At 56.1% G+C, this 22,276-nt stretch carries 23 protein-coding genes; 16 read left to right on the top strand and 7 right to left on the bottom strand.

Translation table 11 applies throughout. The features are described from left to right. Positions 1 to 21: 21 nt before the first annotated feature. The 9 genes from ACEN2T_RS10940 to ACEN2T_RS10900 all read left to right on the top strand — a co-directional run bounded on the left by ACEN2T_RS10940 (position 22) and on the right by ACEN2T_RS10900 (position 8,793). A complete protein-coding gene (locus tag ACEN2T_RS10940; RefSeq protein WP_442116728.1) occupies positions 22 to 681 on the top strand; it encodes a fumarylacetoacetate hydrolase family protein in 660 nt (219 codons plus the stop codon). Positions 682 to 692: 11 nt separating this feature from the next. Next, entirely contained in the window at positions 693 to 1,463 is a 771-nt protein-coding gene (locus tag ACEN2T_RS10935; RefSeq protein ID WP_068579009.1) for a fumarylacetoacetate hydrolase family protein, read from the top strand. Between the two features lie 5 nt (positions 1,464 to 1,468). After that, a complete protein-coding gene (gene hpaE / locus ACEN2T_RS10930; protein WP_068579007.1) occupies positions 1,469 to 2,929 on the top strand; it encodes a 5-carboxymethyl-2-hydroxymuconate semialdehyde dehydrogenase in 1,461 nt (486 codons plus the stop codon). A 104-nt stretch (positions 2,930 to 3,033) separates the two neighbouring features. Further along, the gene (gene hpaD / locus ACEN2T_RS10925) at positions 3,034 to 3,891 is read left to right on the top strand and encodes a 3,4-dihydroxyphenylacetate 2,3-dioxygenase (RefSeq protein ID WP_442116727.1); all 858 of its coding nucleotides are present in this window, start codon (positions 3,034 to 3,036) and stop codon (positions 3,889 to 3,891) included. A gap of 45 nt (positions 3,892 to 3,936) precedes the next feature. Further along, positions 3,937 to 4,329 carry a 5-carboxymethyl-2-hydroxymuconate Delta-isomerase gene (locus ACEN2T_RS10920; protein ID WP_183701889.1) on the top strand — a complete coding sequence of 131 codons (393 nt, stop codon included), beginning with the start codon at positions 3,937 to 3,939 and terminating at the stop codon, positions 4,327 to 4,329. 50 nt (positions 4,330 to 4,379) lie between these two features. Next, on the top strand, positions 4,380 to 5,684 hold the full coding sequence (locus tag ACEN2T_RS10915; protein ID WP_442116726.1) for an MFS transporter: 1,305 nt from the start codon (positions 4,380 to 4,382) through the stop codon (positions 5,682 to 5,684). Between the two features lie 11 nt (positions 5,685 to 5,695). Next, positions 5,696 to 6,499 carry a 2-oxo-hept-4-ene-1,7-dioate hydratase gene (gene hpaH / locus ACEN2T_RS10910; protein WP_068578999.1) on the top strand — a complete coding sequence of 268 codons (804 nt, stop codon included), beginning with the start codon at positions 5,696 to 5,698 and terminating at the stop codon, positions 6,497 to 6,499. Between the two features lie 15 nt (positions 6,500 to 6,514). Next, positions 6,515 to 7,315: a 4-hydroxy-2-oxoheptanedioate aldolase gene (gene hpaI, locus ACEN2T_RS10905; protein WP_068578997.1), complete on the top strand. Its 801-nt coding sequence runs from the start codon at positions 6,515 to 6,517 to the stop codon at positions 7,313 to 7,315. Positions 7,316 to 7,332: 17 nt separating this feature from the next. Next, complete coding sequence (locus tag ACEN2T_RS10900; protein WP_442116725.1) at positions 7,333 to 8,793, top strand: NAD-dependent succinate-semialdehyde dehydrogenase; 1,461 nt, start codon at positions 7,333 to 7,335, stop codon at positions 8,791 to 8,793. Positions 8,794 to 8,868: 75 nt separating this feature from the next. Here the strand turns inward: ACEN2T_RS10900 and hpaR are convergent, their stop codons facing one another. The 3 genes from hpaR to ACEN2T_RS10885 all read right to left on the bottom strand — a co-directional run bounded on the left by hpaR (position 8,869) and on the right by ACEN2T_RS10885 (position 11,648). Continuing rightward, positions 8,869 to 9,291, bottom strand: a complete 423-nt coding sequence (gene hpaR / locus ACEN2T_RS10895) for a homoprotocatechuate degradation operon regulator HpaR (RefSeq protein ID WP_068578992.1) — start codon at positions 9,289 to 9,291, stop codon at positions 8,869 to 8,871. A 169-nt stretch (positions 9,292 to 9,460) separates the two neighbouring features. Continuing rightward, the gene (locus ACEN2T_RS10890) at positions 9,461 to 10,402 is read right to left on the bottom strand and encodes a p-hydroxyphenylacetate 3-hydroxylase reductase component (RefSeq protein WP_442116724.1); all 942 of its coding nucleotides are present in this window, start codon (positions 10,400 to 10,402) and stop codon (positions 9,461 to 9,463) included. A 76-nt stretch (positions 10,403 to 10,478) separates the two neighbouring features. Further along, positions 10,479 to 11,648: a p-hydroxyphenylacetate 3-hydroxylase oxygenase component gene (locus ACEN2T_RS10885; RefSeq protein WP_183701905.1), complete on the bottom strand. Its 1,170-nt coding sequence runs from the start codon at positions 11,646 to 11,648 to the stop codon at positions 10,479 to 10,481. A gap of 322 nt (positions 11,649 to 11,970) precedes the next feature. Here ACEN2T_RS10885 and ACEN2T_RS10880 point away from each other — a divergent pair, with 322 nt between their 5' ends. Both ACEN2T_RS10880 and ACEN2T_RS10875 read left to right on the top strand, forming a co-directional pair. Then, positions 11,971 to 12,987 (top strand): MsnO8 family LLM class oxidoreductase, encoded by a 1,017-nt coding sequence (locus ACEN2T_RS10880; RefSeq protein WP_068578985.1) that lies wholly within the window; start codon positions 11,971 to 11,973, stop codon positions 12,985 to 12,987. 393 nt (positions 12,988 to 13,380) lie between these two features. After that, a complete protein-coding gene (locus tag ACEN2T_RS10875; RefSeq protein ID WP_183701912.1) occupies positions 13,381 to 14,199 on the top strand; it encodes a molybdenum cofactor biosynthesis F family protein in 819 nt (272 codons plus the stop codon). Positions 14,200 to 14,252: 53 nt separating this feature from the next. Here the strand turns inward: ACEN2T_RS10875 and ACEN2T_RS10870 are convergent, their stop codons facing one another. From ACEN2T_RS10870 to ACEN2T_RS10860, 3 genes are all read right to left on the bottom strand, one after another. Next, the gene (locus ACEN2T_RS10870; protein ID WP_442116723.1) at positions 14,253 to 14,891 is read right to left on the bottom strand and encodes a PAS domain-containing protein; all 639 of its coding nucleotides are present in this window, start codon (positions 14,889 to 14,891) and stop codon (positions 14,253 to 14,255) included. Between the two features lie 103 nt (positions 14,892 to 14,994). Continuing rightward, positions 14,995 to 15,675, bottom strand: coding sequence for a response regulator (locus ACEN2T_RS10865; protein WP_183701915.1), 681 nt, complete (start codon positions 15,673 to 15,675; stop codon positions 14,995 to 14,997). Continuing rightward, positions 15,672 to 16,649: a sensor histidine kinase gene (locus tag ACEN2T_RS10860; protein WP_442116722.1), complete on the bottom strand. Its 978-nt coding sequence runs from the start codon at positions 16,647 to 16,649 to the stop codon at positions 15,672 to 15,674. The genes ACEN2T_RS10865 and ACEN2T_RS10860 overlap by 4 nt, the downstream gene beginning before the upstream one ends. Positions 16,650 to 16,986: 337 nt before the next feature. Between ACEN2T_RS10860 and ACEN2T_RS10855 the strand changes: the two genes are divergently transcribed. From ACEN2T_RS10855 to purU, 5 genes are all read left to right on the top strand, one after another. Continuing rightward, on the top strand, positions 16,987 to 17,535 hold the full coding sequence (locus ACEN2T_RS10855; RefSeq protein WP_183701921.1) for a dimethylamine monooxygenase subunit DmmA family protein: 549 nt from the start codon (positions 16,987 to 16,989) through the stop codon (positions 17,533 to 17,535). Next, entirely contained in the window at positions 17,532 to 18,470 is a 939-nt protein-coding gene (locus tag ACEN2T_RS10850; RefSeq protein ID WP_442116721.1) for a PDR/VanB family oxidoreductase, read from the top strand. Before ACEN2T_RS10855 ends, ACEN2T_RS10850 begins: the two co-directional genes overlap by 4 nt. Before the next feature lie 20 nt (positions 18,471 to 18,490). Next, positions 18,491 to 19,507 carry a heme-dependent oxidative N-demethylase family protein gene (locus tag ACEN2T_RS10845; protein WP_442116720.1) on the top strand — a complete coding sequence of 339 codons (1,017 nt, stop codon included), beginning with the start codon at positions 18,491 to 18,493 and terminating at the stop codon, positions 19,505 to 19,507. 31 nt (positions 19,508 to 19,538) lie between these two features. Continuing rightward, positions 19,539 to 20,669, top strand: coding sequence for an aminomethyltransferase family protein (locus ACEN2T_RS10840; protein WP_265535112.1), 1,131 nt, complete (start codon positions 19,539 to 19,541; stop codon positions 20,667 to 20,669). 66 nt (positions 20,670 to 20,735) lie between these two features. Beyond that, positions 20,736 to 21,590, top strand: a complete 855-nt coding sequence (gene purU, locus ACEN2T_RS10835; protein ID WP_068578968.1) for a formyltetrahydrofolate deformylase — start codon at positions 20,736 to 20,738, stop codon at positions 21,588 to 21,590. A 165-nt stretch (positions 21,591 to 21,755) separates the two neighbouring features. Here purU and folK read toward each other — a convergent pair whose 3' ends face one another. Further along, a complete protein-coding gene (gene folK / locus ACEN2T_RS10830; RefSeq protein WP_164823656.1) occupies positions 21,756 to 22,259 on the bottom strand; it encodes a 2-amino-4-hydroxy-6-hydroxymethyldihydropteridine diphosphokinase in 504 nt (167 codons plus the stop codon). Between the last annotated feature and the right edge of the window lie 17 nt (positions 22,260 to 22,276).

Here is a 22,276-nt window from a genome sequence, read left to right as displayed (position 1 = left end):
AGCTCTGTCAGGAGAAATGCAATGAGCCGTGCCTTGCATGACGTCGCGACCGGCACCCTTTTGGGTGTCGCGCTCAACTACCAGGGTCTGTTGAAGCAGCACCTCGCCGAATTCGAACAACCGCCCTATCAAAAGCCGCCGGTCAAACCTGTGCTCTTCATCAAGACGCCCAACACGCGCAATGAGCATGACGCCGAGGTTGTGCATCCAGGCAACGGCCTGCGTTTACAACCCGGTCCGGCACTGGGTGTGGTGATCGGTAAAGACATCAGCAGGGTCAGCGCGGCCGAGGCACTCGATTACGTGGCCGGTTACACCATCGTCAATGAATTCAGCCTGCCGGAAGACAGCTATTACCGCCCCGCCGTCAAAGCCAAATGCCGTGACGGATTCTGTGCTGTCGGGCCTGAGCTGGTGCCGACCGCGCAGATCGCCAACCCGCACAGCCTCGCCATCACGCTGTACGTCAATGGCGAGGTTCGTCAGCAAAACAGCACCGCCAACTTCGTTCGCGACGTTCCACGACTGATTGCCGAAATCAGCGAATTCATGACGCTGCATGCCGGCGATGTACTGATCACGGGCACCCCTGAAGGCCGCGTCGACGTGGCACCAGGCGACCGCGTAGAAGTTGAAATCAGCGGCTTGGGCCGCCTCGTCAATCACATCGCGGCCCAGTAACAGGAGCTCCCATGAAACACGCACGTGTTCGTTTTGAAGGCGAAATCCACGCCGTCACCGTTGAAGACAATAATCAGGTCCGTCTGGCCGATGGCCGCCTGCTTGCCGAGCAGCAAGTGGAGTGGCTGCCACCGGTGACCGGCAACATGTTCGCGCTGGGCTTGAATTATGCCGACCACGCCGCCGAGCTGGCTTTCAAGCCACCGACCGAGCCGCTGGCCTTCATTAAATCCCCAGGGACTTACACCGGCCACAATCAGGTGACCTGGCGCCCGGATAACGTCGCCTACATGCACTACGAGTGCGAATTGGTGGCCGTCATCGGCAAGCTGGCACGCAACGTCAAACGTGAAGATGCCCTGGACTACCTGGCCGGCTACACGGTTTGCAACGACTACGCGATCCGCGACTACCTGGAAAATTACTACCGGCCCAATCTGCGCGTGAAGAACCGCGACGCCACGACGCCCGTCGGCCCGTGGTTGGTCGACGTCGCCGATGTGCCGGACCCAAGCAACCTGAAACTGCGCACCTGGATCAACGGTGAGTTGCGTCAGGAAGGCAGCACCAAGGACATGATTTTCGACATCCCTTACCTGATCGAATACCTGTCCGGCTTCATGACCCTGCAACCCGGCGACATGATCGCCACGGGCACGCCGGAAGGACTGGCCGATGTCGTGCCGGGCGATGAGGTCATTGTGGAAGTGGAAGGCGTAGGCCGCCTGGTTAATCGAATTGTCAGCGAAGCGGAATTCTTCTCCGCCCGAAAAGAGGCTTGAGTAGCATGATCAAACATTGGATCAACGGCCGTGAGGTCGAAAGCAAAGACGTGTTCGTCAACTACAACCCGGCCACCGGCGAAGCCATCGGTGAAGTCGCCAGTGGCGGCGCTGAAGAAGTCGCGCAGGCGGTGGCGGCGGCCAAGGAAGCTTTTCCGAAGTGGGCCGGCACACCAGCCAAGGAACGTGCACGCCTGATGCGCAAGCTCGGCGAGCTGATCGAACAGAACGTCCCGCGCCTGGCTGAACTCGAAACCCTGGACACGGGCCTGCCGATTCACCAGACCAAAAACGTGTTGATTCCACGTGCATCACACAACTTCGATTTCTTCGCCGAAGTCTGCACGCGCATGGACGGTCACAGCTACCCGGTCGATGACCAAATGCTCAACTACACCCTGTACCAACCGGTAGGGGTTTGCGCATTGGTCTCGCCATGGAACGTGCCGTTCATGACCGCCACCTGGAAGACCGCGCCATGCCTGGCGCTGGGCAATACCGCCGTGCTGAAAATGTCCGAGCTGTCGCCACTGACCGCCAACGAACTGGGGCGCCTGGCCGTCGAAGCCGGCATCCCCAACGGCGTGTTGAACGTGATCCAGGGTTACGGCGCCACTGCCGGCGATGCGCTGGTACGCCATCCGGACGTGCGCGCGATTTCCTTCACCGGTGGCACCGCCACCGGCAAGAAGATCATGCAGACCGCCGGCCTTAAAAAATACTCCATGGAACTGGGCGGTAAGTCGCCGGTGCTGATCTTCGAAGACGCCGATCTGGAGCGCGCCCTCGACGCGGCGCTGTTCACCATCTTCTCGCTCAACGGCGAACGCTGCACCGCCGGCAGCCGGATCTTTATCCAGGAAAGCGTTTACCCGCAGTTCGTCGCTGAGTTTGCCGCACGCGCCAAACGCCTGATTGTTGGCGACCCACAAGACCCGAAGACCCAGGTCGGCTCGATGATCACCCAGGCCCACTACGACAAGGTCACCGGCTACATCAAGATCGGCCTCGAAGAAGGCGCCACCCTCCTCGCCGGTGGCCTGGAGCGCCCGGCCAACCTGGCGGCGCACTTAAGCAAAGGGCAGTTCATCCAGCCGACGGTATTTGCCGACGTGAACAACAACATGCGCATCGCCCAGGAAGAAATTTTTGGCCCGGTGGTGTGCCTGATTCCGTTCAAGGACGAGGCCGAAGCCCTGCAACTGGCCAACGATACCGAATACGGCCTGGCGTCCTACATCTGGACCCAGGACATCGGCAAGGCGCATCGTCTGGCCTATGGCATCGAAGCCGGAATGGTGTTCATCAACAGCCAGAACGTGCGCGATCTGCGCCAGCCGTTCGGCGGAGTGAAAGGTTCCGGTACCGGCCGTGAAGGCGGCCAGTACAGCTTCGAGGTGTTTGCCGAAATCAAGAACGTGTGCATCTCGATGGGCAGTCATCACATCCCTCGATGGGGTCTCTGAGCAGCCGCTAGGGGCTGTTGAAGGCTGCGATGTATCGCGCATCGGTGCATCGCAGCCTTCGCTGTTCGCTAGTTGGAATCTACAACAACTTCAGGAGCATAATCATGGGCGAAGTCGTTCTGGCCGCAAAAATCTGCCATGTACCCTCAATGTATCTGTCGGAACTCCCCGGCAAGCACCACGGCTGCCGTGAAGCGGCGATTGCCGGCCACAAGGAAATCGGCCGGCGCGCCCGCGAACTCGGCGCCGACACCGCCGTGGTGTTCGATGTGCACTGGCTGGTCAACAGCGCCTATCACGTCAACAGCGGCGAGCACTTCAAGGGCACCTACACCAGCAACGAGCTGCCGCACTTCATCAAGAATATGGAGTACGAGTATCCGGGCTGCCCGGAGCTGGGCGAGCTGATCGCGCTTGAGGCCAACGCGGCCGACGTGCGCACACTGGCGCACAACATTCCGAGCCTGGAGCTGGAATACGGCACCCTGGTGCCGATGCGCTACATGCACATGGACGTGCCGGACGATCAAAAACTCAACGTGGTATCGATTGCCGCCTGGTGCGCCTGGCATCGCCTGCAAGACAGCTTCACCTTCGGCGCCGCCGTGCGCCGCGCCATTGAAAAGAGCGACCGCAAAGTCGTGGTGCTGGCCTCGGGGTCGCTGTCGCACCGCTTCTCGGACGATCGCAACGCCGAAGCCAATATCCATAACTGGACGCGCGAGTTCGACAAACAGGTCGACCTGCATGTGGTGGAACTGTGGCGCCAAGGCCGCTGGAAAGAGTTCTGCGCCATGCTTCCCGACTACGCCGAGCACTGCTTTGGCGAAGGCAAGATGCACGACACTGCCATGCTCCTGGGTTTGCTCGGTGGACCGGACTACAACAAGCCCGCCGAGATCATCACCGACCCCTTCGGCAGCTCGGGCACCGGGCAGATCAACGCCATTTTCCCTGTTTGACAGTATGGCCGCACGGCATTCCCGCGCGGCCTGAAGGAGCCGTTCATGCCTCATTTCATTGCTGAATACACCGACAATATTGAACAGCAAGCCGACCTGCCTGGCCTGTTCAAAAAAATCCACCAGACACTGGGCGACAGCGGCGTGTTTCCCCTCGGAGGAATCCGCAGCCGAGGCGTGCGCCTGGATACCTGGCGCATGGCTGACGGCAAGCATGACTACGCCTTCGTGCACATGACCTTGAAGGTCGGCCATGGCCGCGACCTGGCCACCCGGCAGAAAGTCGCGGAGACGCTCTTCGACGTCATTACCCGGCATTTCGCCGACCTTCAGGCCCAGCGTCTGTTGGCCTTGTCGTTCGAAATGATCGAGCTGCACGAGCAACTCAACTTCAAGGAAAACAACGTTCACGCCTTTCTCAAGGCTCAGGCCAGTTAAGGCCCCTGCCCGTTCGTTTCATCGGCCTCTCAGACAAAAAGTATAAAACCATGAGCACAGCCAATACCGCCGACGCCCTCACCGCCGTCGCCCGCGACAAAACTCACAGCACCGTCACCTGGCGGCTGATGCCGTTGCTGTTGATCTGCTACCTCTTCGCCCACCTCGACAGGATCAACATCGGCTTCGCCAAGATGCAGATGAGCGCCGATTTGAATTTCAGCGACACTGTCTATGGCTTCGGTGCCGGGCTGTTCTTCATTGCCTACGCGCTGTTCGGGGTGCCGAGCAATATGGCGCTGGATCGAGTCGGCCCGCGGCGCTGGATCGCCACGCTGATGGTGGTGTGGGGCGCGCTGTCGGCGAGCATGTTCCTGGTCGACAGCGCGACCGGTTTCTACGTCTTGCGCTTTCTGCTGGGCGTCGCCGAGGCCGGTTTCTTCCCGGGCATTCTGGTGTTTCTGAATCGCTGGTACCCGGCCGGTCGCCGCGCACAGATCACCGCATTGTTTGCCATCGCGGTACCGATGGCGGGCGTGATTGGCGGCCCACTCTCCGGTGGCATCCTCGAAAGCTTGCATGATGTGGGTGGCCTGCGCGGTTGGCAGTGGATGTTCGTCATCGAGGGCGTGCCAGTAATCCTGCTAGGGTTGGTGGTGCTCAAGTGTCTGCCGGACAGCTTCGAAACAATCAACTGGCTGACATCGCAGCAGAAGCAGCAGTTGCGCGAACAGTTGAACCACGAAGAACAGCGCAAATCGATCACCTCGTTCTCCGCGATCCTCAAGAACCCACAGATCTGGTTGCTGGTCGCGGTGTATTTCGCGGTGATGCTGGCGGTCAACACGCTGGCGTTCTGGATGCCGACGCTGATCCACGGTGGCGGTATCGGAAGTGACGGCAAGGTCGGCCTGCTCAGCGCCATCCCTTATCTGGCCGGTTGTTTTTTCATGATCGGCTGCGGGCGCTCGTCCGATCGGCTCCGTGAACGTCGCTGGCACCTTTGCGTACCGCTACTGATGGCGGCTGTCGGCATTGCGATTGCCGGGCTCATACCCACCAACCCGACCATGGTTTTGGGCGGTCTGATCCTCGCCGGCATGGGCGCCAGTGCGGCGCTGCCGATGTTCTGGCAACTGCCTCCCGCGTTTTTGTCCAATGGCACCCAGGCTGCCGGGATTGCCCTGATCAGCTCCTTCGGCAGCATCGCCTCGTTCTTCGCGCCCTATCTGATTGGCTGGATGCGCGACACCACCCACAGCGCCAGCCTTGCCCTTTATGTGCTCGCACTGCTGATCGCGCTCGGCGGTTTTCTAGTACTGCGCACCCACGCCTCCATCGTCAACCCTCAATAGAGATCATTGTCATGCTTGATCCACAACTCATTCAGCAAGCCGCAGCCCGCCTCGACCACGCCGAGCGTTCACGCGAGCAAGTACGTCAGTTTTCCCTGGACCATCCAGAGATCACCATCGAGGACGCCTATGCCATTCAACGCGCCTGGGTGGAACAGAAAATCAAGGACGGCCGCAAGTTGGTCGGGCATAAAATCGGCTTGACCTCCCGAGCCATGCAAGTGTCATCGAACATCACCGAGCCGGATTTTGGCGCGCTGCTCGATGACATGTTTTTCGACGAAGGCACCGACATTCCGTTCGAACGTTTCATCGTGCCACGGGTTGAAGTCGAGCTCGCATTCATCCTGGGCAAGCCTTTGAAAGGCCCGAACGTGACGATTTTTGACGTGCTGGACGCCACCGAATGGGTGATCCCGGCACTGGAAATCATCGATGCGCGCATCCAGCAGGTCGACCCGCACAGCAAAGCCACCCGCAAGGTGTTCGATACCATTTCCGACAACGCAGCCAACGCTGGCGTGGTCATGGGCGGCCGTGCCGTACGCCCGACGGAAATCGATCTGCGCAAGGTACCCGCTGTGCTCTATCGCAATGGTGTGATCGAAGAATCCGGCGTCTCCGCAGCGGTGCTCAATCACCCGGCCAAAGGCGTGGCCTGGCTCGCGAATAAACTCGCGGCCTATGACGTCGGCCTGCTGCCAGGGCAAATCATTCTGGGTGGTTCTTTCACACGTCCTGTGGCGGCAAATCCTGGCGATACCTTCCATGTCGATTACGACATGCTCGGCTCCATCGCCTGTCGTTTCGTTTGATCGGAGGTCTCCCCCATGGATATGCCTGTTAACACCTTCAAGCTGCGTTTGAAAAGCGGTGAAGCACAGATCGGCCTATGGCTGGGTCTGGCCGATCCCTACTGCGCAGAACTGGCCGCCAACGCCGGCTTCGACTGGCTGCTGATCGACGGCGAACATGCACCCAATGATCTACGCGGGATGCTCGGTCAGCTCCAAGCCGTGGCGCCCTACCCGAGCCATCCGATCATTCGCCCGGTCATCGGCGACACGGCGCTGATCAAACAGGTACTGGATATCGGTGTGCAGACGTTGTTGGTGCCGATGGTGGAGAGCTCGGACCAGGCGCGAGAACTGGTGAAAGCCATCCACTACCCGCCCTACGGTGTTCGCGGTGTCGGCAGTGCGCTGGCACGTGCCTCGCGCTGGAACAGCATTCCCGGCTACCTCGACAAGGCCGATGAACAAATGTGCCTACTGGTGCAGATTGAGAACAGCGAAGGTCTGGCCAATCTGGATGCCATTGCAGCGGTCGACGGTGTGGACGGAGTCTTTATCGGGCCGGCGGATTTGAGTGCCTCAATGGGGCACCGCGGTAACCCGGGACACCCCGACGTGCAGGCAGCTATAGAGGATGCGATAGCACGCATTCAGAGAGCCGGCAAAGCGGCCGGCATTCTCAGCGCGGACCAAAAACTGGCCAGGCGCTACATCGAATTGGGCGCGGCATTCGTTGCCGTTGGCGTTGACACCACGGTCTTGATGCGCGGTCTTCAAACCCTCGTCGCGACCTTTAAAGATGCTCCGGCGCCCACCAGCTCCGGCGGCGTGTACTGATTTTTTCGAGAAGTCCGATGAAACTCAATGATCTGAAACTGCTGCGCGAACAGGCTTACATCAATGGCCAATGGATCGAAGCCGATGACGGCAATCGTTTCCAGGTAACCAACCCAGCGAATGGAGAGGTCATTGCCGAAGTCAGTTCCCTCGGCCAGGCCGAGACCGCTCGTGCCATTGCCGCGGCCCAGGCTGCACTGCCCGCCTGGCGCGGAAAGACCGCCAAGGAGCGCAGCACCATCCTGCGCAAATGGTTTGACTTGATCATGGTCAACCAGGAGGACCTCGCCCGCTTGCTCAGCCTGGAGCAAGGCAAACCATTGGCCGAGAGCCGTGGCGAAATTGCCTACGGTGCGAGTTTCATTGAGTGGTTCGCCGAGGAAGCCAAGCGCATCTACGGTGACGTGATCCCGCATGACAAGCAGGGCCGACGTTTGGTGGTGATCAAGCAAGCCATCGGTGTGGTGGCAGCCATCACGCCGTGGAATTTCCCGAATGCAATGATCACTCGCAAAGTTGGCCCGGCACTGGCCGCCGGTTGTTCCGTGGTGGTGAAGCCCGCTTCAGAAACGCCGCTATCAGCACTGGCCTTGGCTGAACTGGGTGAACGTGCAGGTATTCCCGCCGGTGTACTCAACATCGTCACTGGCAACCGGGCCAGTGAAATCGGCGCCGAATTGACCGGCAATCCGAGTGTTCAAAAGGTTTCGTTCACCGGGTCTACCGGAATCGGAAAAATCTTAATGGCGCAATGTGCCGAGACCATCAAGAAAGTCAGCCTGGAACTGGGCGGCAATGCCCCCTTCATCGTGTTCGACGATGCCGACCTGGATGCTGCGGTAGAAGGTGCCATGGGTTCGACGTTTCGCAACAGCGGGCAAACGTGCGTCTGCACCAATCGAATCTTGGTACAAAACAGTGTCTACGATGAATTCACACGACGCTTGGTGATCGCGGTAAACCAACTGAAAGTCGGCGCCGCTGACATGGATAACGCCCAGCAAGGGCCACTGATCAATGACAAAGCTGTAGCCAAGATCGAGGAACATATCAGCGATGCATTGGCCAACGGTGCCACTCTGCTAGCAGGCGGTAAAACTCACGCACTGGGCGGCAACTTTTTCCAGCCGACGGTGCTCGGTGAAGTGACCTCTGAAATGTTGGTCGCCCGCGACGAAACATTCGGCCCATTGGCGCCGGTATTTCGCTTCGAGACCGAAGCCGAAGCAATTTCGATGGCCAACGACACCGAGTTCGGACTGGCGTCTTATCTCTATACACGCGACTTGGGGCGCGCGTGGCGCGTGAGCGAGGCGCTGGAGTACGGAATGGTCGGCGTCAACGAAGGATTGATCTCGACCGAAGTGGCGCCTTTCGGCGGGATTAAGCAGTCGGGCCTGGGACGCGAGGGGTCGAAGTACGGCATTGATGATTACATCGAGCAGAAATACATGTGCGTGGGCATTGGTACGGCCTGACAGCGTCGTTACGATGGGCCAGAGGCTCTGGCTCATCGTTTTCTGAGACACCCCTAAATGACCGGAATCAGTCGGTCAGCGCTTGAGCGTTTTCAAATCGTTGAGTAATGAAAGAAGTGTCTGCAGCTTCTCCTCTCCCAATTGCGCTTGAAGGCGTAGATAGTTTTCCTCCATGTTCTGGCTCATCGAGCTGAAGCACGCCTCACCTTTTTCCGCCAGTCGCACTAGAACCCGCCGCTGATCTTGCTCAACTTTGCGACGTACCACCATACCTGCCGCTTCCATACGTGCGAGTACACCGGTCATGCTCGGTTTAAGGATGCATGCGAGCTCGGCCAGGCGGTTGATCTCCAGTTCTCTATGTTGACTTAGAATTCTGATAACCCGCCATTGCTGCTCGGTCAATCCATGCTGATTCAGGGAGGGACGGAAAAACCCCATAGCCGCTTCGCGAGCTTGGAGCAGTGTCAGAGTCAGTGATTGGCGCGGCTGAAGCATAGGAAACCGTCGAGACCATGGTTAGTTAATTTATTAACTAAAATTCTATCATCGTCGTTCGTTTAATGCTCGCTTCATGATGTATTCGTTAACAACTGCTTCATCACCTGTCGCTGCACGCAAAAACGGCACCTTATGGTGCCGTCACTGCATTCCAATATGGCGCCGTTCAAGCCCCTTTAATAATTCCTTGTAGTACAACTTTGAAGTGATCGACCTGTTCGTCGCTGAACTGACCAAACACCTTTTCCTGCTGCTCCTTCGCGATCGACCACAACCCTTCCGTTTCGTCGACGCCTTTGACGGTGAGGCGCACGCGATCGCCGTCATCGTTGACTAGACCCTTGCGCTTTAGATTTGCGACCGCTTCTTCAATTTCACGCGCTGGCATCGCAACTTCTCGCTGCAAATCCGCAATGTTCAAACCTGCGTCATTCTCCAACACCATAAGCATTCGCGCTTCACTGGTGCGAAGGCCGGTGGACAATTGCCGTGGCTGATAACTGGCTTGGTAAATACGTAGAGCCTGAGTCATTAGGTAGTAAAGGTTGTGGCTAAGACGCCCCTGGAAGTGACTGCTCGGCGCCTGACCTTCTTCCCGTTTGGTCATGCGCGTATGCGGCAGCACCATCGAATAGGCGCCTTGGTGATACAGCAGCGGTGAACGTCCAAAATCATCAAATGCGACAACTTTACCGATCATGATCCAGTGATCACCTCCATCAACCTGCTGGAATTTTTCGCAATGAAAGCGTGCCGAGCAATCGACGAACACCGGCGAACCGCCCTCGCCCGGGTCGTATTCGATACCGGCGAAGCGATCATCCTTAGGGCGGGCAAAGTTATTGGACAGGTCAATCTGATCGGCCGCCAGCACGTTCACTGCGAAGTGACTCGCCTCTTCAAATACTTCATGGCTGCTGGAGCGTTTGTCGATGCTCCAAAGAACCAAAGGAGGGTCCAGAGACACCGAATTGAAGCTGTTGGCGGTCACACCCACTTTGCGCCCGCTGGCTGTGGCGGCGGTGACAACGGTCACCCCGGTGGCAAAGTTACCCAGTGCGCGGCGAAAGGCACGGGTGTCGAAGGTGGTTTCGAGTTCTGCGGACATGTGAGTCTCCCGGGTCGCGCTGAACGGCAACCCTGATTGTTGTTATGTAAGTAGCGCGATGCTTTGTGAAGACCGATCAGACCATGGTCGGATCAGGTTCTAGGCCCATCAGCTCGCGGCCAAGGATTTGTGCGCAGACGTCGTAGTCGGTGTAGGCATGAGCGCCGGTCAAATGCGAATCACGGAACAAGCGCTGCAGCTCGTTGGTTTTAAACCAGGCACCACCGCCAGCCGCTTCCATCAGCCGATCAACAGCTTGGATACACATCTTGGTGGCATAGCCTTGGTTAGTGCGCCAGAACGCCAAGGTTTCAGAATTCGGATACACGTGCGCCTCGCTGTGCTCGGCGTGTTCCTGCCAGGTTTTTTCCAGGAACGCGCGCGCCGCAGCCACCTGATGAGTGGATTCCGCCAAGCGCATCAACGCCGGGGTGGCCGCGCCCACCGCCGCACCGGTGTATGCGCGAACGCGGTTTTTGGTCTTCTCGCGGAACACATCGAGCATGCGCTCAGCTACACCTAGGCTCACGGTGGCGAAACCACTGGCGAAATACGGACGGTACGGGGAGTAGAAAATTTGGCTGTCCGGGTACAAGCCGAACCCGGCGGACTTGCCCTCCATCATGTCCTTGGCTTTCTGGATACGGTGCTCTGGAACGAAGACCTTGTCGATGATCAGCGTTTTGCTGCCACTGCCGCACATACCGATGGCGTACCAGTCATCGCGGATCTCATAGTCGCTGCGAGGCAGCACTGCAAAACAGTAATCCTGAGTACCTTCAGCGTTTTTGCGACGAAAGCCCACGATCGCCCATTCGGCGTGATCGCAGCCACTGCTCCAACCCATCTCACCACTGAACGTGACACCGCCTTCGACCTCTTCTGTACGACCAAAGGGAGCAATGCTGCTGCTGGCGGTTGCATCCGGATCATCGCCCCAGATCTCATCCTGCAGCTGGGCAGAGAACATCGCGAGTTGGTGGCTATGGGTGCACAAAAGGCTCATGGCCCAAGCAGTACTTGCGCAAGAGCCCGCGAGCAAAGCAATGCAATCAGCGAACTGCGGCAAGGAGATTTCCATGCCACCAAATTTCTTCGGTTGAAAGGCGCGATGCATGCCGATAGTTTTCAACAGCGCGATATTTTCGGCCGGAACTTGGCGGTCCTCTTCCGCCTGGAAGGCGTTGGCGGCGATAGTCGGCAGAAGGGACTTGAGGTCTTCGAGCAAGGGATTAGGCTTTTTCATGGTTCGACTCTGCTTATTATTGGATGCGTTGCGGTCGTTCATGACAAACACAGGCGTGACGAACTGAGCAAGGTGAGCCCCTAGTCAACTTGGTATTGCAAGACAACCACTAAAAGAATACGAGCCCAGTATGAAAGCCAACGCCGATGAGAAAAATGCACCTTCCAGATGGAAGATTGCACTTTTCATAGTGTATGCCTCCAAAGCTTGCAGCGCTGAGTAACGCCTGTGAACATGCCGATATCGAGAATGTCACGAAACGGCGCGGTGACGAACTTCACCTCACGCGAGTCATCCCAGTCTGGATAAAGAGGCAACAACCATGTCAGTGCAACTCACTGTGATCGACCAAACACCGATACATGGCGATCGCCCCCCAACCCATGCCCCGCACACTTCGCTGGAGCTAGCGAAAGCCTGTGACACATTGGGCTACCATCGATATTGGCTCGCTGAACATCACAGCAGCATTCAGTTTGCCGGTCCGGCGCCCGAAATTCTTCTGACTCACATCGCCAGCCATACAAAACACATGCGCATAGGCAGTGGCGGAGTAATGCTGACTCATTACAGCCCTTACAAAGTCGCAGAAGTCTTCCGTCTTCTGACATCGCTTTTTCCTGGACGCATTGACCTTGGAGTTGGGCGCGCGCCAGGAGGCAGTCAGTTGAGCAGTGCCGCCCTTGCATTCCCCGCGCATCTAAGTGACGTGGATCACTTTCCAGAGCAAGCAGCACAACTATGCGCGTACTTGAGAAACAGCTTTCCGGCCGCCCACCCTTTTTCGCAATTGCATTTTCCGCCCAATGACGGCGCGTGTCCTTCACTCTGGATGTTGGGATCCGGCGGAGGCAGCGCCGGCCTGGCCGGGCAGTTGGGAATGGGTTTGGCGTTGGCTCGGTTCATTGCCCCACAAACATGCACGCCGGCAATTTTTGATCATCACAATCAAGCGCTGGTCAACGCGGGGCATGATCAGAAGCCCCAGCGGCTACTGGCACTTGCGGTTGTCTGTGCTGAAACGGATGAACAAGCCCGATTCATCGCAGGCACGGCTGTTTATCGTAAACTGATGACTGGCCGCGGCCCGCGAGAACCGCTTTTAAGTCCAGAGGAAGTCGAGCGCCGCAGGCAGCGAATGACAGCAGCTTTGCGTGCCGAATTTGATGAGATGCTGGAGAGTATGATCGTCGGCTCGGCCTCATTTTGCCGTGCGGAAATCCTCCGACTCTGCAAATCATTTGGCACGCATGAAGCAGGAATTGTCACCGTGACCCATGGGTTTGAAGACAGGCTCGCCAGCTATGAACATCTCGCTCAAGCACTCCTTGCGAAATAGCGCTGTCGAGAACTGTGCGGGGCCTAAGCATGAACGAGTTGCTCTGTCAGCACCCCGCCCTTTCTAATTCTTCGCTGCCTTTAAAAACCTGCGCATCTGGCATCGCGAATAGTGATGGTTGAGAATCTGTCACGGGCTCGGAATAATTAATCTCCATGTTCCGTGATCGGTGGAGAAAGTGAGCACCTTTAAGCAACGGCCACCAACTTCAATTGTCTTTGTTAAGAACACTTGCCCCCCCTGCTCGGCGGCACAGGAATGCAACGGTGCGCCTGATTTCACGAGATTGTCACTAGCAGCCAAGCCATGGCATGGATATCCAAGACTTTATCGCGGCGTGTTCATAGCATCGAGTTTTCGAAAGCCTCCATCGTCTTAATCAGGAGACCCCCCATGAGTTATCAGATTGAAGAAGAACTCAAACTTCAGCGCTACGTGCCTGAAGAGCAATGGCCAACTCTAGCGGAAATGGCCGACGGTTTTGGCGAGCACAAATACCCGGCAACAGCTGCACTGGCGGGGAAAATCGTCAATTTGCAATTCGACAACGGTTGGGTGATTGAACATAATTTTGTTGATGCCACCACTTTGAAGTGGACCATTCTTGAAGGCGAAGGTACTGGTTTCACGTCGACCGACACGTATGAAGCGGTCGAAGTGCGCACCGGAATATTCTTCGTCGAATTCTTGAAACCGGCTTACCAAGAGTCGGCAACGCTCATTTGGAAACTTGAAACCGGCGATGTGCTCGCAGCCGTTTCATCTTTTTATGATCGAGAGGGCGAAAAGCGCACCCGTACTGATTTTGCGACGGCCGTAGTTCAGGGCCTACCTGGAGGCGCTCCGATTCTGCAGTCGTCCAGTTTAGTCGGCAAGCGCGTGCTGTACCGCTACAGCTCGGACGATTGGTACGAACATGTGTATTTCGGTCCCGAAACCATGGCTTGGCACTGTGTGAACGGCGCTGAAAAAGGTCTCGCGGATGTGGAAAAGTGTGCGTATTTCGACGTAGCTGAAGACCTCTACGTTTTGTTCTGGACCGAGACGATTATGCCAGTCGAGTCGGTGATCGCTGTGGACTTGAAACAAATGCGCTCGATCGGCCGTTTCTTTTGCTGGGATCCCAAGCCCGCCAAGCTGATTCACCTGATGTTCGGCTCCAAGGCGACGCCTCTTAATGCAACCCGGTATCCGACCGTTTTTGAAGAATGAAACAGAAGATCATGTGCATTATCCCGCCAGAGCCTTGAGGCGGAAAAACTCCTTCATTCTCTCGACCAAAGAGCGGATGAAGGGGGTGCAGTTTCAAGAATCAGGCCTTCTATCCCGAGTAGTTCGCCACTGTCAGTGAATATACCGGTTCCCTTCTCCAGTACCCACTTCACCTCCCCATTCTCGCAGCGGATTCTGTAGGTCAGAGCGTAAGGCTCTTTTCGCATGAGGGCACTCTGTACACCTTCCCAAATATAATCCGCGTATTCAGGGAGGATAAGCTGACCATAGGTTCCGTTTATGCCGTCGCGAATAGACTGTGCGCTATACCCCGTCAGTGCCTCGCATCCGTTACTTGCGAATTCCATCGTCCACTCACGGTTGATTCTCCCGCGATACACCAGGGCAGGGAGACTATGAAGCAGGTCTGTGGCACTTCGATAGTCGGCCTGCATCTGGATGGCCTGCTGGCGGCTCGCTGTTCGATCAATAAAGGTCAGATAGAGCTGCCCCTCATGACACTGGCAGCTGACCTCGCCCCAAAGCAGCTTGCTCGCTCGGTCAATGAAACGAAGCTCGAGGGTCTGCGGCGCACCAGGCATAAGCCGAGCGCTCACTAGCAAGTCCTGCCACCTCCCCTTGTCTTCGTGGTGAACCGCCGATTCAAAAAAATCGCCAACGGTGCAGTGCATTCGCCCATTCCAATGACGGTTGTGACGCACTATTCGACCGTCCTCTCCCACCACTATCACAGGAACAGGGAGGGCATCCAACCACTCTGGCTCGCGCATAGATTCAGTGAGAGACATTGGGTTTTCCACCTGACGGAGGCGAGTTTTGGATCATCCAAGTTGCGAGCTCCAGACGGGAACGCATTTTGAGTTTGCGCATCAGGCTTTTTACATAGACCTTCACCGTTGCTTCGCTGATCTGCATATCGCGCGCAATCAGTTTATTGCTCCGGCCATGGGCGATTAGCATCAACGTCTGCCTTTCGCGATTAGTGAGTGACGAGTTCAGTTGCTCGACAGCATTAGTATCAACAGTACCCGTCTCAAAATTATGTTCGGCGACCAAAGCCACCAGACTTTCGCTCAAGGTAGCGTTGCCGGTAGCGCAAGAGCGAACGTATTCAAGCAAAATCTCCGGGTCGGTATCCTTCAATATGAATCCCTCAGCCCCCAGCCGAAGTGCACACAGAAGTTCAGTTCGATTGAGTTCCGCAGTCAGTACGATTATCTGGGCGGTAACCTTCAACCTTTTGAGCTCTTCCAACACGTGCAATCCATTCATGCCGGGCATGTGCAGATCCAGCAGCACAAAATCCGGCTTGAGCCTGAGCACCAGCTCAATGCCTTGTTGCCCATCCCCTGCTTGTCCAATCACATCGAGGTCGCAGGTGTCGGCAAACATTTCGGCCAGCCCTCGACGCAGCAGCGGATGATCATCGATGAGTACAATTGATGTCTGGCTCAATGGCTAGCTTCTTCTGCGTGAGTGGTGATTGGAAAGAACAGACGGATGCGTGTCCCGCCTTCCTCCCTGATGGCGATTGCGAAGTCAGCGCCAATCGAGGCAGCGCGCTCTTCCATGATGGTGATGCCGTAGTGTCCGGAGCCTTGCACGCTCGGCGGCAAACCCACGCCGTCATCCTCGACCTTGATGAGCACATAGCCGGGGGAGTTGGCGCGTAACTCAATGCTGACGGTCTTCGCGCGGGAATGGCGAATTGCATTGACAAGCGCCTCCCTAACGATGTGCATTAACTGTAGTTCCACCTCGGCACCCAAGAGGCCATCCGGAAGACGATTGTCCAGATTGAAGACTATGTCACTGCGCGGTGAAAGTTCGTGCACCAGTTCGCTGAGGGACTGTCGCAACGATTTTCCGCTAAGGCTTAATCGAGCATGGCTGATCAACTCTCTGACCCGCCGCTGAAGTCGGCTCAGCCCAGCCCTCAACTCTTCAGCGAGCGGCCTGGCCTTTTCAGGCTGGCGGATTTTGCGTACTAACAAGCCCATTTGCAGAGATAGGTAGGCAAGTTCCTGAGCAACTCCATCATGCAGGTCGCGAGCGATCATCGATGCCGGCGCCGACGTCGACGTTACAGCGGCCGATGCTGAGGCAAACCCATGCGCGGTCCCTAACGCCTTGTCTATAAACTGCGCTATTTCGATCAGCCACGGTCGGACATTCGGCAAATTAGCGCCCTTGGCTGCCAGGCTCAAAACACCGTTTCCAGAAAGCGGGATACGCACTGCGGTGTCCTCAGACTCTAGCGACTGATCGACGAACTCGAGCTCAAGTTCAATTGGCGGGATCAAGCCTGAAATGGCATCCACGAATGTCTGTACCGCGTCCAACGGGTCGACGCGATTCATCAACGCGAACAGCAACTCGATCTGTAACCGATATTGCGCCTGCTGATCCAGAGGGCAATCGTTCGCCATGCAAGTAGTCAAGCGCCCTCCTAAAAATTATCACGCGATCAAAGTTTTGGAAGAACAGAGCAATTTTCGTACCCCATCCGCGCCTCTACCTCTTTAGCGGTACTGCCAAGGAGTAGCTTGCAGGGAGATTCCTGGCAGGAAACTATATATCCCATCAGGAAATTTCATCGTGCGGAGTGATGACTGGTTGGCTCAGCATTTCAGGCAGCACCAATAGAAGGCGGCAAACGCCTCACACGTTCGATCACTGCACACTTTTAAGACTGCCCATGACGAAACCATAGCCGGAATGCGCGCCTTTCCTATTCCGGCGCAGAGTTGATCACGGAGAGCAGCTATGGCTGATTCAAATGTATGTCCTCATGCTCCATTCAAAAGCGTTCCGCTGTATTCCCCTGTGGTTTTTAACAGGTATGCCACACGACACGTATTCGTGAGTGATGGGACGGATAGCGATGTCCGCGACCGGATGATTATGGAAGTCGGCGCTGAAACCGATCTAATTTCGCTAAGCATCGGATCACCCGCCATTGCAGATAAGAACGAACTGCACCAAGCACTGTTCAATTTGCTACGAGATGCCAGGATCGGAATCCATCTTTACCTGTTCGGCGATGAATCATTCATATGGACGTTGCACGCGCTTGCGGTTGCCCAAGGGCTTTCAAATGAAGAAATAACCCTTGGCCATTCCGGAAGTAGAACCCATCAACTGATTTATTGCGTTCATTGCGCAGACCTTCAAACGCAGCCGGTACGACACACAGTGACCTGCCAAAACTGTGGAGTCGAACTCGAAGTGCGAGCGCACTTCTCACGCAGGTTAGGTGCTTATCTGGGTGTATGTCTGAACGCCGACGAGCCTTACGGGCGGGATGTTGCATGAACAATTTCATCAATGTCCGGGTCAAGGATGTGCGCGTCATCACGCCGGTCATCCGTGAATTCACTTTCGAACCCACAGAATCGAAACTACCGACTTACTCGGCGGGAAGTCACATCCAGGTGCACATTCCTCTGGAGGAAAGATCGCTTCGAAATGCTTACTCGCTCGTGGGCGATCCTGCCCAATGTGACACTTACCGCATCGCAGTTCGATTGCAGTCCCCCACTCGAGGCGGCTCAGCTTACATGCACAGCGAGGTGAAGGTGGGCGATATGCTTCGACTCACCAAGCCAGCCAACCTGTTTCCTATTCACTCACAAGGTAGACATCACGTCCTGATTGCTGGCGGCATCGGAATAACCCCGTTTCTATCCTACATCGAACATCTGCTAGCCCAGCACGCCTCCTTCGAGCTGCATTACGCCTACCGAAAAGGTCTTACGGATGCTTACCTGGATCATCTCCAAGGGCGCCTGGGTAACAAGCTGAATCTATATGAAAGCCTGGAACGCCCTCTCGATGTAGCGACCATCCTGCGCGACCGCCCACTGGGTTGTCACCTCTACACATGTGGTCCGGAGCGGCTTATCAACAGTGTTCAGGAACAGGCCAGCAACATCGGCTGGCCTTCTGGTCGGATCCATTGGGAGGCGTTCTCCAGCGCAGAAGCTGGCCAGCCCTTCAGTGTGAAGTTGGCCCATGGGGGACAAATCCTGGAAGTGAAAGGTGACGAAAGTCTCCTCGAAGCGCTTGAAGCCCAAGGGTTTGAGATCCCCAACATGTGCCGCGGCGGCGTTTGCGGGCAATGCGTAACCCGTTTTCTAGACGGCGATGTTGATCATAGAGACAACTTCCTGACCTCCATCGAACGCAGCGGCAGCCTGATGCCCTGTGTCTCGCGCGGCTGTGGCAACTCACTCGTTATCGACCTCTGAACGGCAGTTGGAGCTTTACCATGACTTTGAAAATGAAACCCATCGAGACATTTCGAGGCGATTTCACTTACCGCAACAGTCCAGAGGCAATCGCTCGGTTTCCGTTCCCGTTTCCTGAAGACCAGTACATGTACTCAGTGAACATTGAGCCTGCCACGTCAAAGGATCCAGGCTCCGTTTACGAGAATTGGTTTGATATCGACGAGCACTACAGGTCTGAAATGTCCGAGCGTGCGCTCGTGCTGCAGAATGATCCGCGTCGCTATCTTGTGATGCCTCATATGCAAACCGCGGCGTGGGATGCCCTGCAGATGTACATGGAGCATTTGAGCAGTGACTATCCGCAATTGTTTACCCTCAACCAAACGGGTAATCGTTGGCATTGGCAAAACCATGTACTAGACATTGATCAGCATTTTACCTTCGGCGACGCGACGACTCTGCCCTATGAGCCACTCGAGTTCATTAGTCGCCAAGTGCAAGGCGATGTCGCCCTCTTGGACCAGCGTGACGGTGATCTGTTCATGGACGCAGGAATGATTACCTGCCCGGCCGACTGGTCGCTGGCATTCGACGCGGGCATGAGTTTCAAACAATGGCACACCCCGGTGCCGCTGGCCCACGATCTGGGTATTTTCGATCGAGCGCTCAAGTACCTGCTCAATATTCAAGTCGACAAGCCAGTACGGAGATTGAACTGGACACTGACTATCAACCCACGCATGGACACCTCACCCGAGACTTTCCACGAGTGGGGAAAGGATCGAAGCAGTGTCACGACTGAAAATGCTGGCGAGCTTGTGCATTTGCGCGTCGAACAGCAATTCATTGCAAGGCTGCCTCGTAGTAACGCAATGATGTTCGGGATCCGCACCTATCTGGCCAGTATGAACGAACTGACCACCAATCCGGCTTGGGCCACGCGACTGCATCGCGTTCTACGCGATCTGCCGCAGCCGATTGCCGAGTACAAGGGGATGAACAACTACCGCGAACCGCTCGTTGAGTGGTTGAGCCAGTTCGACGTCCAAGTTTGACCCTTCCCACCACTCTCTGAAGGAAACGATCATGGCAAACTCTTGGCGCATTAGCGCTCTTCGTGAGCGCCATCTGGCGCTCGGTTCAAATCTTGAAGATTGGAACGGCATGGGCACTGCCTGGACCTATGCAACGGATCTGGCTGACCATCACGAGGCCATCCGCACCCGTGCGGGCCTGATGGATGTGTCAGGCCTCAAGAAAGTCCACTACGTGGGGCCGCATGCAGAAAGCCTGCTGAGTTACGCGACCACTCGCGACATCAGCAAAGTCTATCCGGGTAAATCCGTCTACGCCTGCATGCTCAACGATGAAGGCAAGTTTGCCGACGACTGCGTGATCTACCGCACTGGACCCAACTCGTTCATGGTGGTACATGGCGCGGGGAATGGTCACGAAATCCTGGTTCGTCAGGCTCAAGGTCGTCAAGTCGCCGTACTGTTCGACGATGACCTCCACGACCTGTCCCTTCAAGGCCCGCTAGCCGTCGACTTCCTGGCTGAGCACGTGCCAGGTATCCGCGACTTGCCGTACTTTCATCACCTACAGACCAAGCTGTTCGATCGTCCGGTGATGATCTCGCGTACCGGCTATACGGGTGAGCGCGGTTATGAAATTTTCTGCAAGGCTGCCGATGCTCCGTTGATCTGGGACAGCATCCTTGAACAGGGCAAGGATCGAGGCATCATTCCCTGCGCATTTACCGCGTTGGACTGGCTGCGTACCGAAAGCTACTTGCTGTTTTTCCCCTACGACAACTCCGAAATGTATCCGTTTGCCGACCAGAAAGCGGGCGACACGCTGTGGGAATTGGGACTCGATTTCACGGTGTCGCCAGGCAAGCAGGATTTCCGCGGTGCGACGGAACACTATCGCTTGCAAAATCAGGAACGCTTCAAGATTTTTGGCGTATTACTCGACGCGGATGTTGCCGCTGAGCCTGGCGACACGTTATGGCAGGACGGGCAGTACGTCGGCGTGATCACTTGCCCCATGTACTCGCGTCTCACTAAACGCTCCTTGGCAATTGCACGAATGAATAAATCTGTAGCCGTGCATGGGTCACCGCTACGTGTGAAAGGCAGCCTCGAAGTCGGTGCCATCGCACACGACATGCCGTTCGATGATCCCGAAAAGAAAAAGCGTATCGCTAAAGGCTGATGACTCCGGGCGCTTCTCGCAGGCGCCCTGGATACCCTGTTAACCGTTCGTAAAGAAATCCAATCCATGACCCAATACATCTTGAAAATCAGCTGCCCAGCGCGTTCGGGCATCGTAGCCGCCGTTACCACTTACCTTGCTGAAAAACAGTGCTACATCAGCGAACTGTCTCAATTTGATGATGAGTTCACTGGCAACTTTTTCATGCGCGCCGTATTTCGCTTCAATGATGGCTGCGAACCTAACATTGAAGGTGTGCGCGCGGGCTTCGATGAAAATGCCACTCCGTTTAACATGACTTGGGAGCTTTTTTCTTCGGATCAGCCACCCAAGGTGCTGATCATGGTCAGCAAGTTTGATCATTGCCTCGTCGACTTGTTGTATCGCCATCATAAAGGTGAGCTGGATATGCAAATCACGGCCATCGTCTCCAATCATCTGGATCTGCGTCCAATGGCGGAACGCCAAGGTATCCGCTTCGTTTATTTGCCGGTCACCAAAGACACCAAGGCGCAACAAGAAGCCGAACTGATGAAGATCGTCGACGATACGGGTACTGAGCTAGTTGTGCTGGCTCGCTACATGCAGATTCTGTCGGACGATCTGTGCAGGAAACTGTCGGGGCGCGCGATCAATATCCATCACTCCTTCTTGCCAGGATTCAAGGGCGCCAAGCCTTATCACCAAGCTTATGATCGAGGCGTGAAATTGATTGGCGCAACCGCCCACTATGTTACCAGCGACCTGGACGAAGGCCCGATCATCGAGCAGGAAGTACAACGTGTCGACCACGGATACCATCCTGATGCACTTGTTGCAATTGGTCGCGATACCGAAACTATTGCCCTTTCCAAAGCCCTGAAATATCACTTGCAACACCGCGTATTCATCAACCGTGACAAGACTGTCATCTTCTCCTGACTCCACTCGGGAAAAGCGCCCCTGAATTGTTGGTACCAGACAACAATGCCTGATCAGGAGCGGCTTTGCGGGCTGAACTGTCGATGGTTCGGCCCGCTTTTTTATTGGATATCAAATATCCCCACCGACGCTCAAGACCTGAGCGTTCCGCCAGAGCAGGCCAATTCAGTCTTTGAGTTCAAATTCTGCCCACAGGCTTGCATAGGACAAACCAGTCAGCGGATGCAGCTTTTCCGGGACTAGTTGGGACATTGGTTTGAGCACATAAGCACGCGTTATCAGTTCGTCACAAGGAAGCACTCGTCCATCAATGCATCCTTCCCGCTCACCGTAAATCAAAATGTCCACATCTAGCGTAACCACTGCAGGTGATTCCCTATTTCTTCCGTGTTTTAACTCAAGTTCCTTGAGCGCACGGCTGAGCTTCGGAAGCTGCAGGCACGTCGTGCCACGCACTACGAGGTTATGGAAGGCCGGAGCCTCTATACCAATCGCAGCACTTTCATAGACTGGAGAGCAACGGATGTCTCGCAAAATATGCTGTAGGTCGCAAATGGCTATACGCAGGTGACGTTGGCGCTGAGTATTACTCCCTACCCCTAAAAACACTTCCACCGCTGGCCGTGGGTCAGACATGTAAGCATCGCGACTGTTCGTGGATGCGAGCATCTGCATTCCCCAAATAA

Origin of the sequence: Pseudomonas sp. W22_MBD1_FP4, from assembly GCF_052113765.1 — a bacterium.
GTDB lineage: Bacteria > Pseudomonadota > Gammaproteobacteria > Pseudomonadales > Pseudomonadaceae > Aquipseudomonas > Aquipseudomonas sivasensis.
Note: the sequence above shows the minus strand (reverse complement) of the source record. Positions and strands in the feature narration are given on the sequence as shown.

Excerpts from the sequence above, each read along its gene's own strand:
- ACEN2T_RS10940 (WP_442116728.1), top strand. The coding sequence starts at position 22 with ATGAGCCGTGCCTTGCATGACGTCGCGACCGGCACCCTTTTGGGTGTC.
- ACEN2T_RS10935 (WP_068579009.1), top strand. The coding sequence starts at position 693 with ATGAAACACGCACGTGTTCGTTTTGAAGGCGAAATCCACGCCGTCACC.
- hpaE (WP_068579007.1), top strand. The coding sequence starts at position 1,469 with ATGATCAAACATTGGATCAACGGCCGTGAGGTCGAAAGCAAAGACGTG.
- hpaD (WP_442116727.1), top strand. The coding sequence starts at position 3,034 with ATGGGCGAAGTCGTTCTGGCCGCAAAAATCTGCCATGTACCCTCAATG.
- ACEN2T_RS10920 (WP_183701889.1), top strand. The coding sequence starts at position 3,937 with ATGCCTCATTTCATTGCTGAATACACCGACAATATTGAACAGCAAGCC.
- ACEN2T_RS10915 (WP_442116726.1), top strand. The coding sequence starts at position 4,380 with ATGAGCACAGCCAATACCGCCGACGCCCTCACCGCCGTCGCCCGCGAC.
- hpaH (WP_068578999.1), top strand. The coding sequence starts at position 5,696 with ATGCTTGATCCACAACTCATTCAGCAAGCCGCAGCCCGCCTCGACCAC.
- hpaI (WP_068578997.1), top strand. The coding sequence starts at position 6,515 with ATGGATATGCCTGTTAACACCTTCAAGCTGCGTTTGAAAAGCGGTGAA.
- ACEN2T_RS10900 (WP_442116725.1), top strand. The coding sequence starts at position 7,333 with ATGAAACTCAATGATCTGAAACTGCTGCGCGAACAGGCTTACATCAAT.
- hpaR (WP_068578992.1), bottom strand. The coding sequence starts at position 9,291 with ATGCTTCAGCCGCGCCAATCACTGACTCTGACACTGCTCCAAGCTCGC.
- ACEN2T_RS10890 (WP_442116724.1), bottom strand. The coding sequence starts at position 10,402 with ATGTCCGCAGAACTCGAAACCACCTTCGACACCCGTGCCTTTCGCCGC.
- ACEN2T_RS10885 (WP_183701905.1), bottom strand. The coding sequence starts at position 11,648 with ATGAAAAAGCCTAATCCCTTGCTCGAAGACCTCAAGTCCCTTCTGCCG.
- ACEN2T_RS10880 (WP_068578985.1), top strand. The coding sequence starts at position 11,971 with ATGTCAGTGCAACTCACTGTGATCGACCAAACACCGATACATGGCGAT.
- ACEN2T_RS10875 (WP_183701912.1), top strand. The coding sequence starts at position 13,381 with ATGAGTTATCAGATTGAAGAAGAACTCAAACTTCAGCGCTACGTGCCT.
- ACEN2T_RS10870 (WP_442116723.1), bottom strand. The coding sequence starts at position 14,891 with ATGCACTGCACCGTTGGCGATTTTTTTGAATCGGCGGTTCACCACGAA.
- ACEN2T_RS10860 (WP_442116722.1), bottom strand. The coding sequence starts at position 16,649 with ATGGCGAACGATTGCCCTCTGGATCAGCAGGCGCAATATCGGTTACAG.
- ACEN2T_RS10855 (WP_183701921.1), top strand. The coding sequence starts at position 16,987 with ATGGCTGATTCAAATGTATGTCCTCATGCTCCATTCAAAAGCGTTCCG.
- ACEN2T_RS10850 (WP_442116721.1), top strand. The coding sequence starts at position 17,532 with ATGAACAATTTCATCAATGTCCGGGTCAAGGATGTGCGCGTCATCACG.
- ACEN2T_RS10845 (WP_442116720.1), top strand. The coding sequence starts at position 18,491 with ATGACTTTGAAAATGAAACCCATCGAGACATTTCGAGGCGATTTCACT.
- ACEN2T_RS10840 (WP_265535112.1), top strand. The coding sequence starts at position 19,539 with ATGGCAAACTCTTGGCGCATTAGCGCTCTTCGTGAGCGCCATCTGGCG.
- purU (WP_068578968.1), top strand. The coding sequence starts at position 20,736 with ATGACCCAATACATCTTGAAAATCAGCTGCCCAGCGCGTTCGGGCATC.
- folK (WP_164823656.1), bottom strand. The coding sequence starts at position 22,259 with ATGCTCGCATCCACGAACAGTCGCGATGCTTACATGTCTGACCCACGG.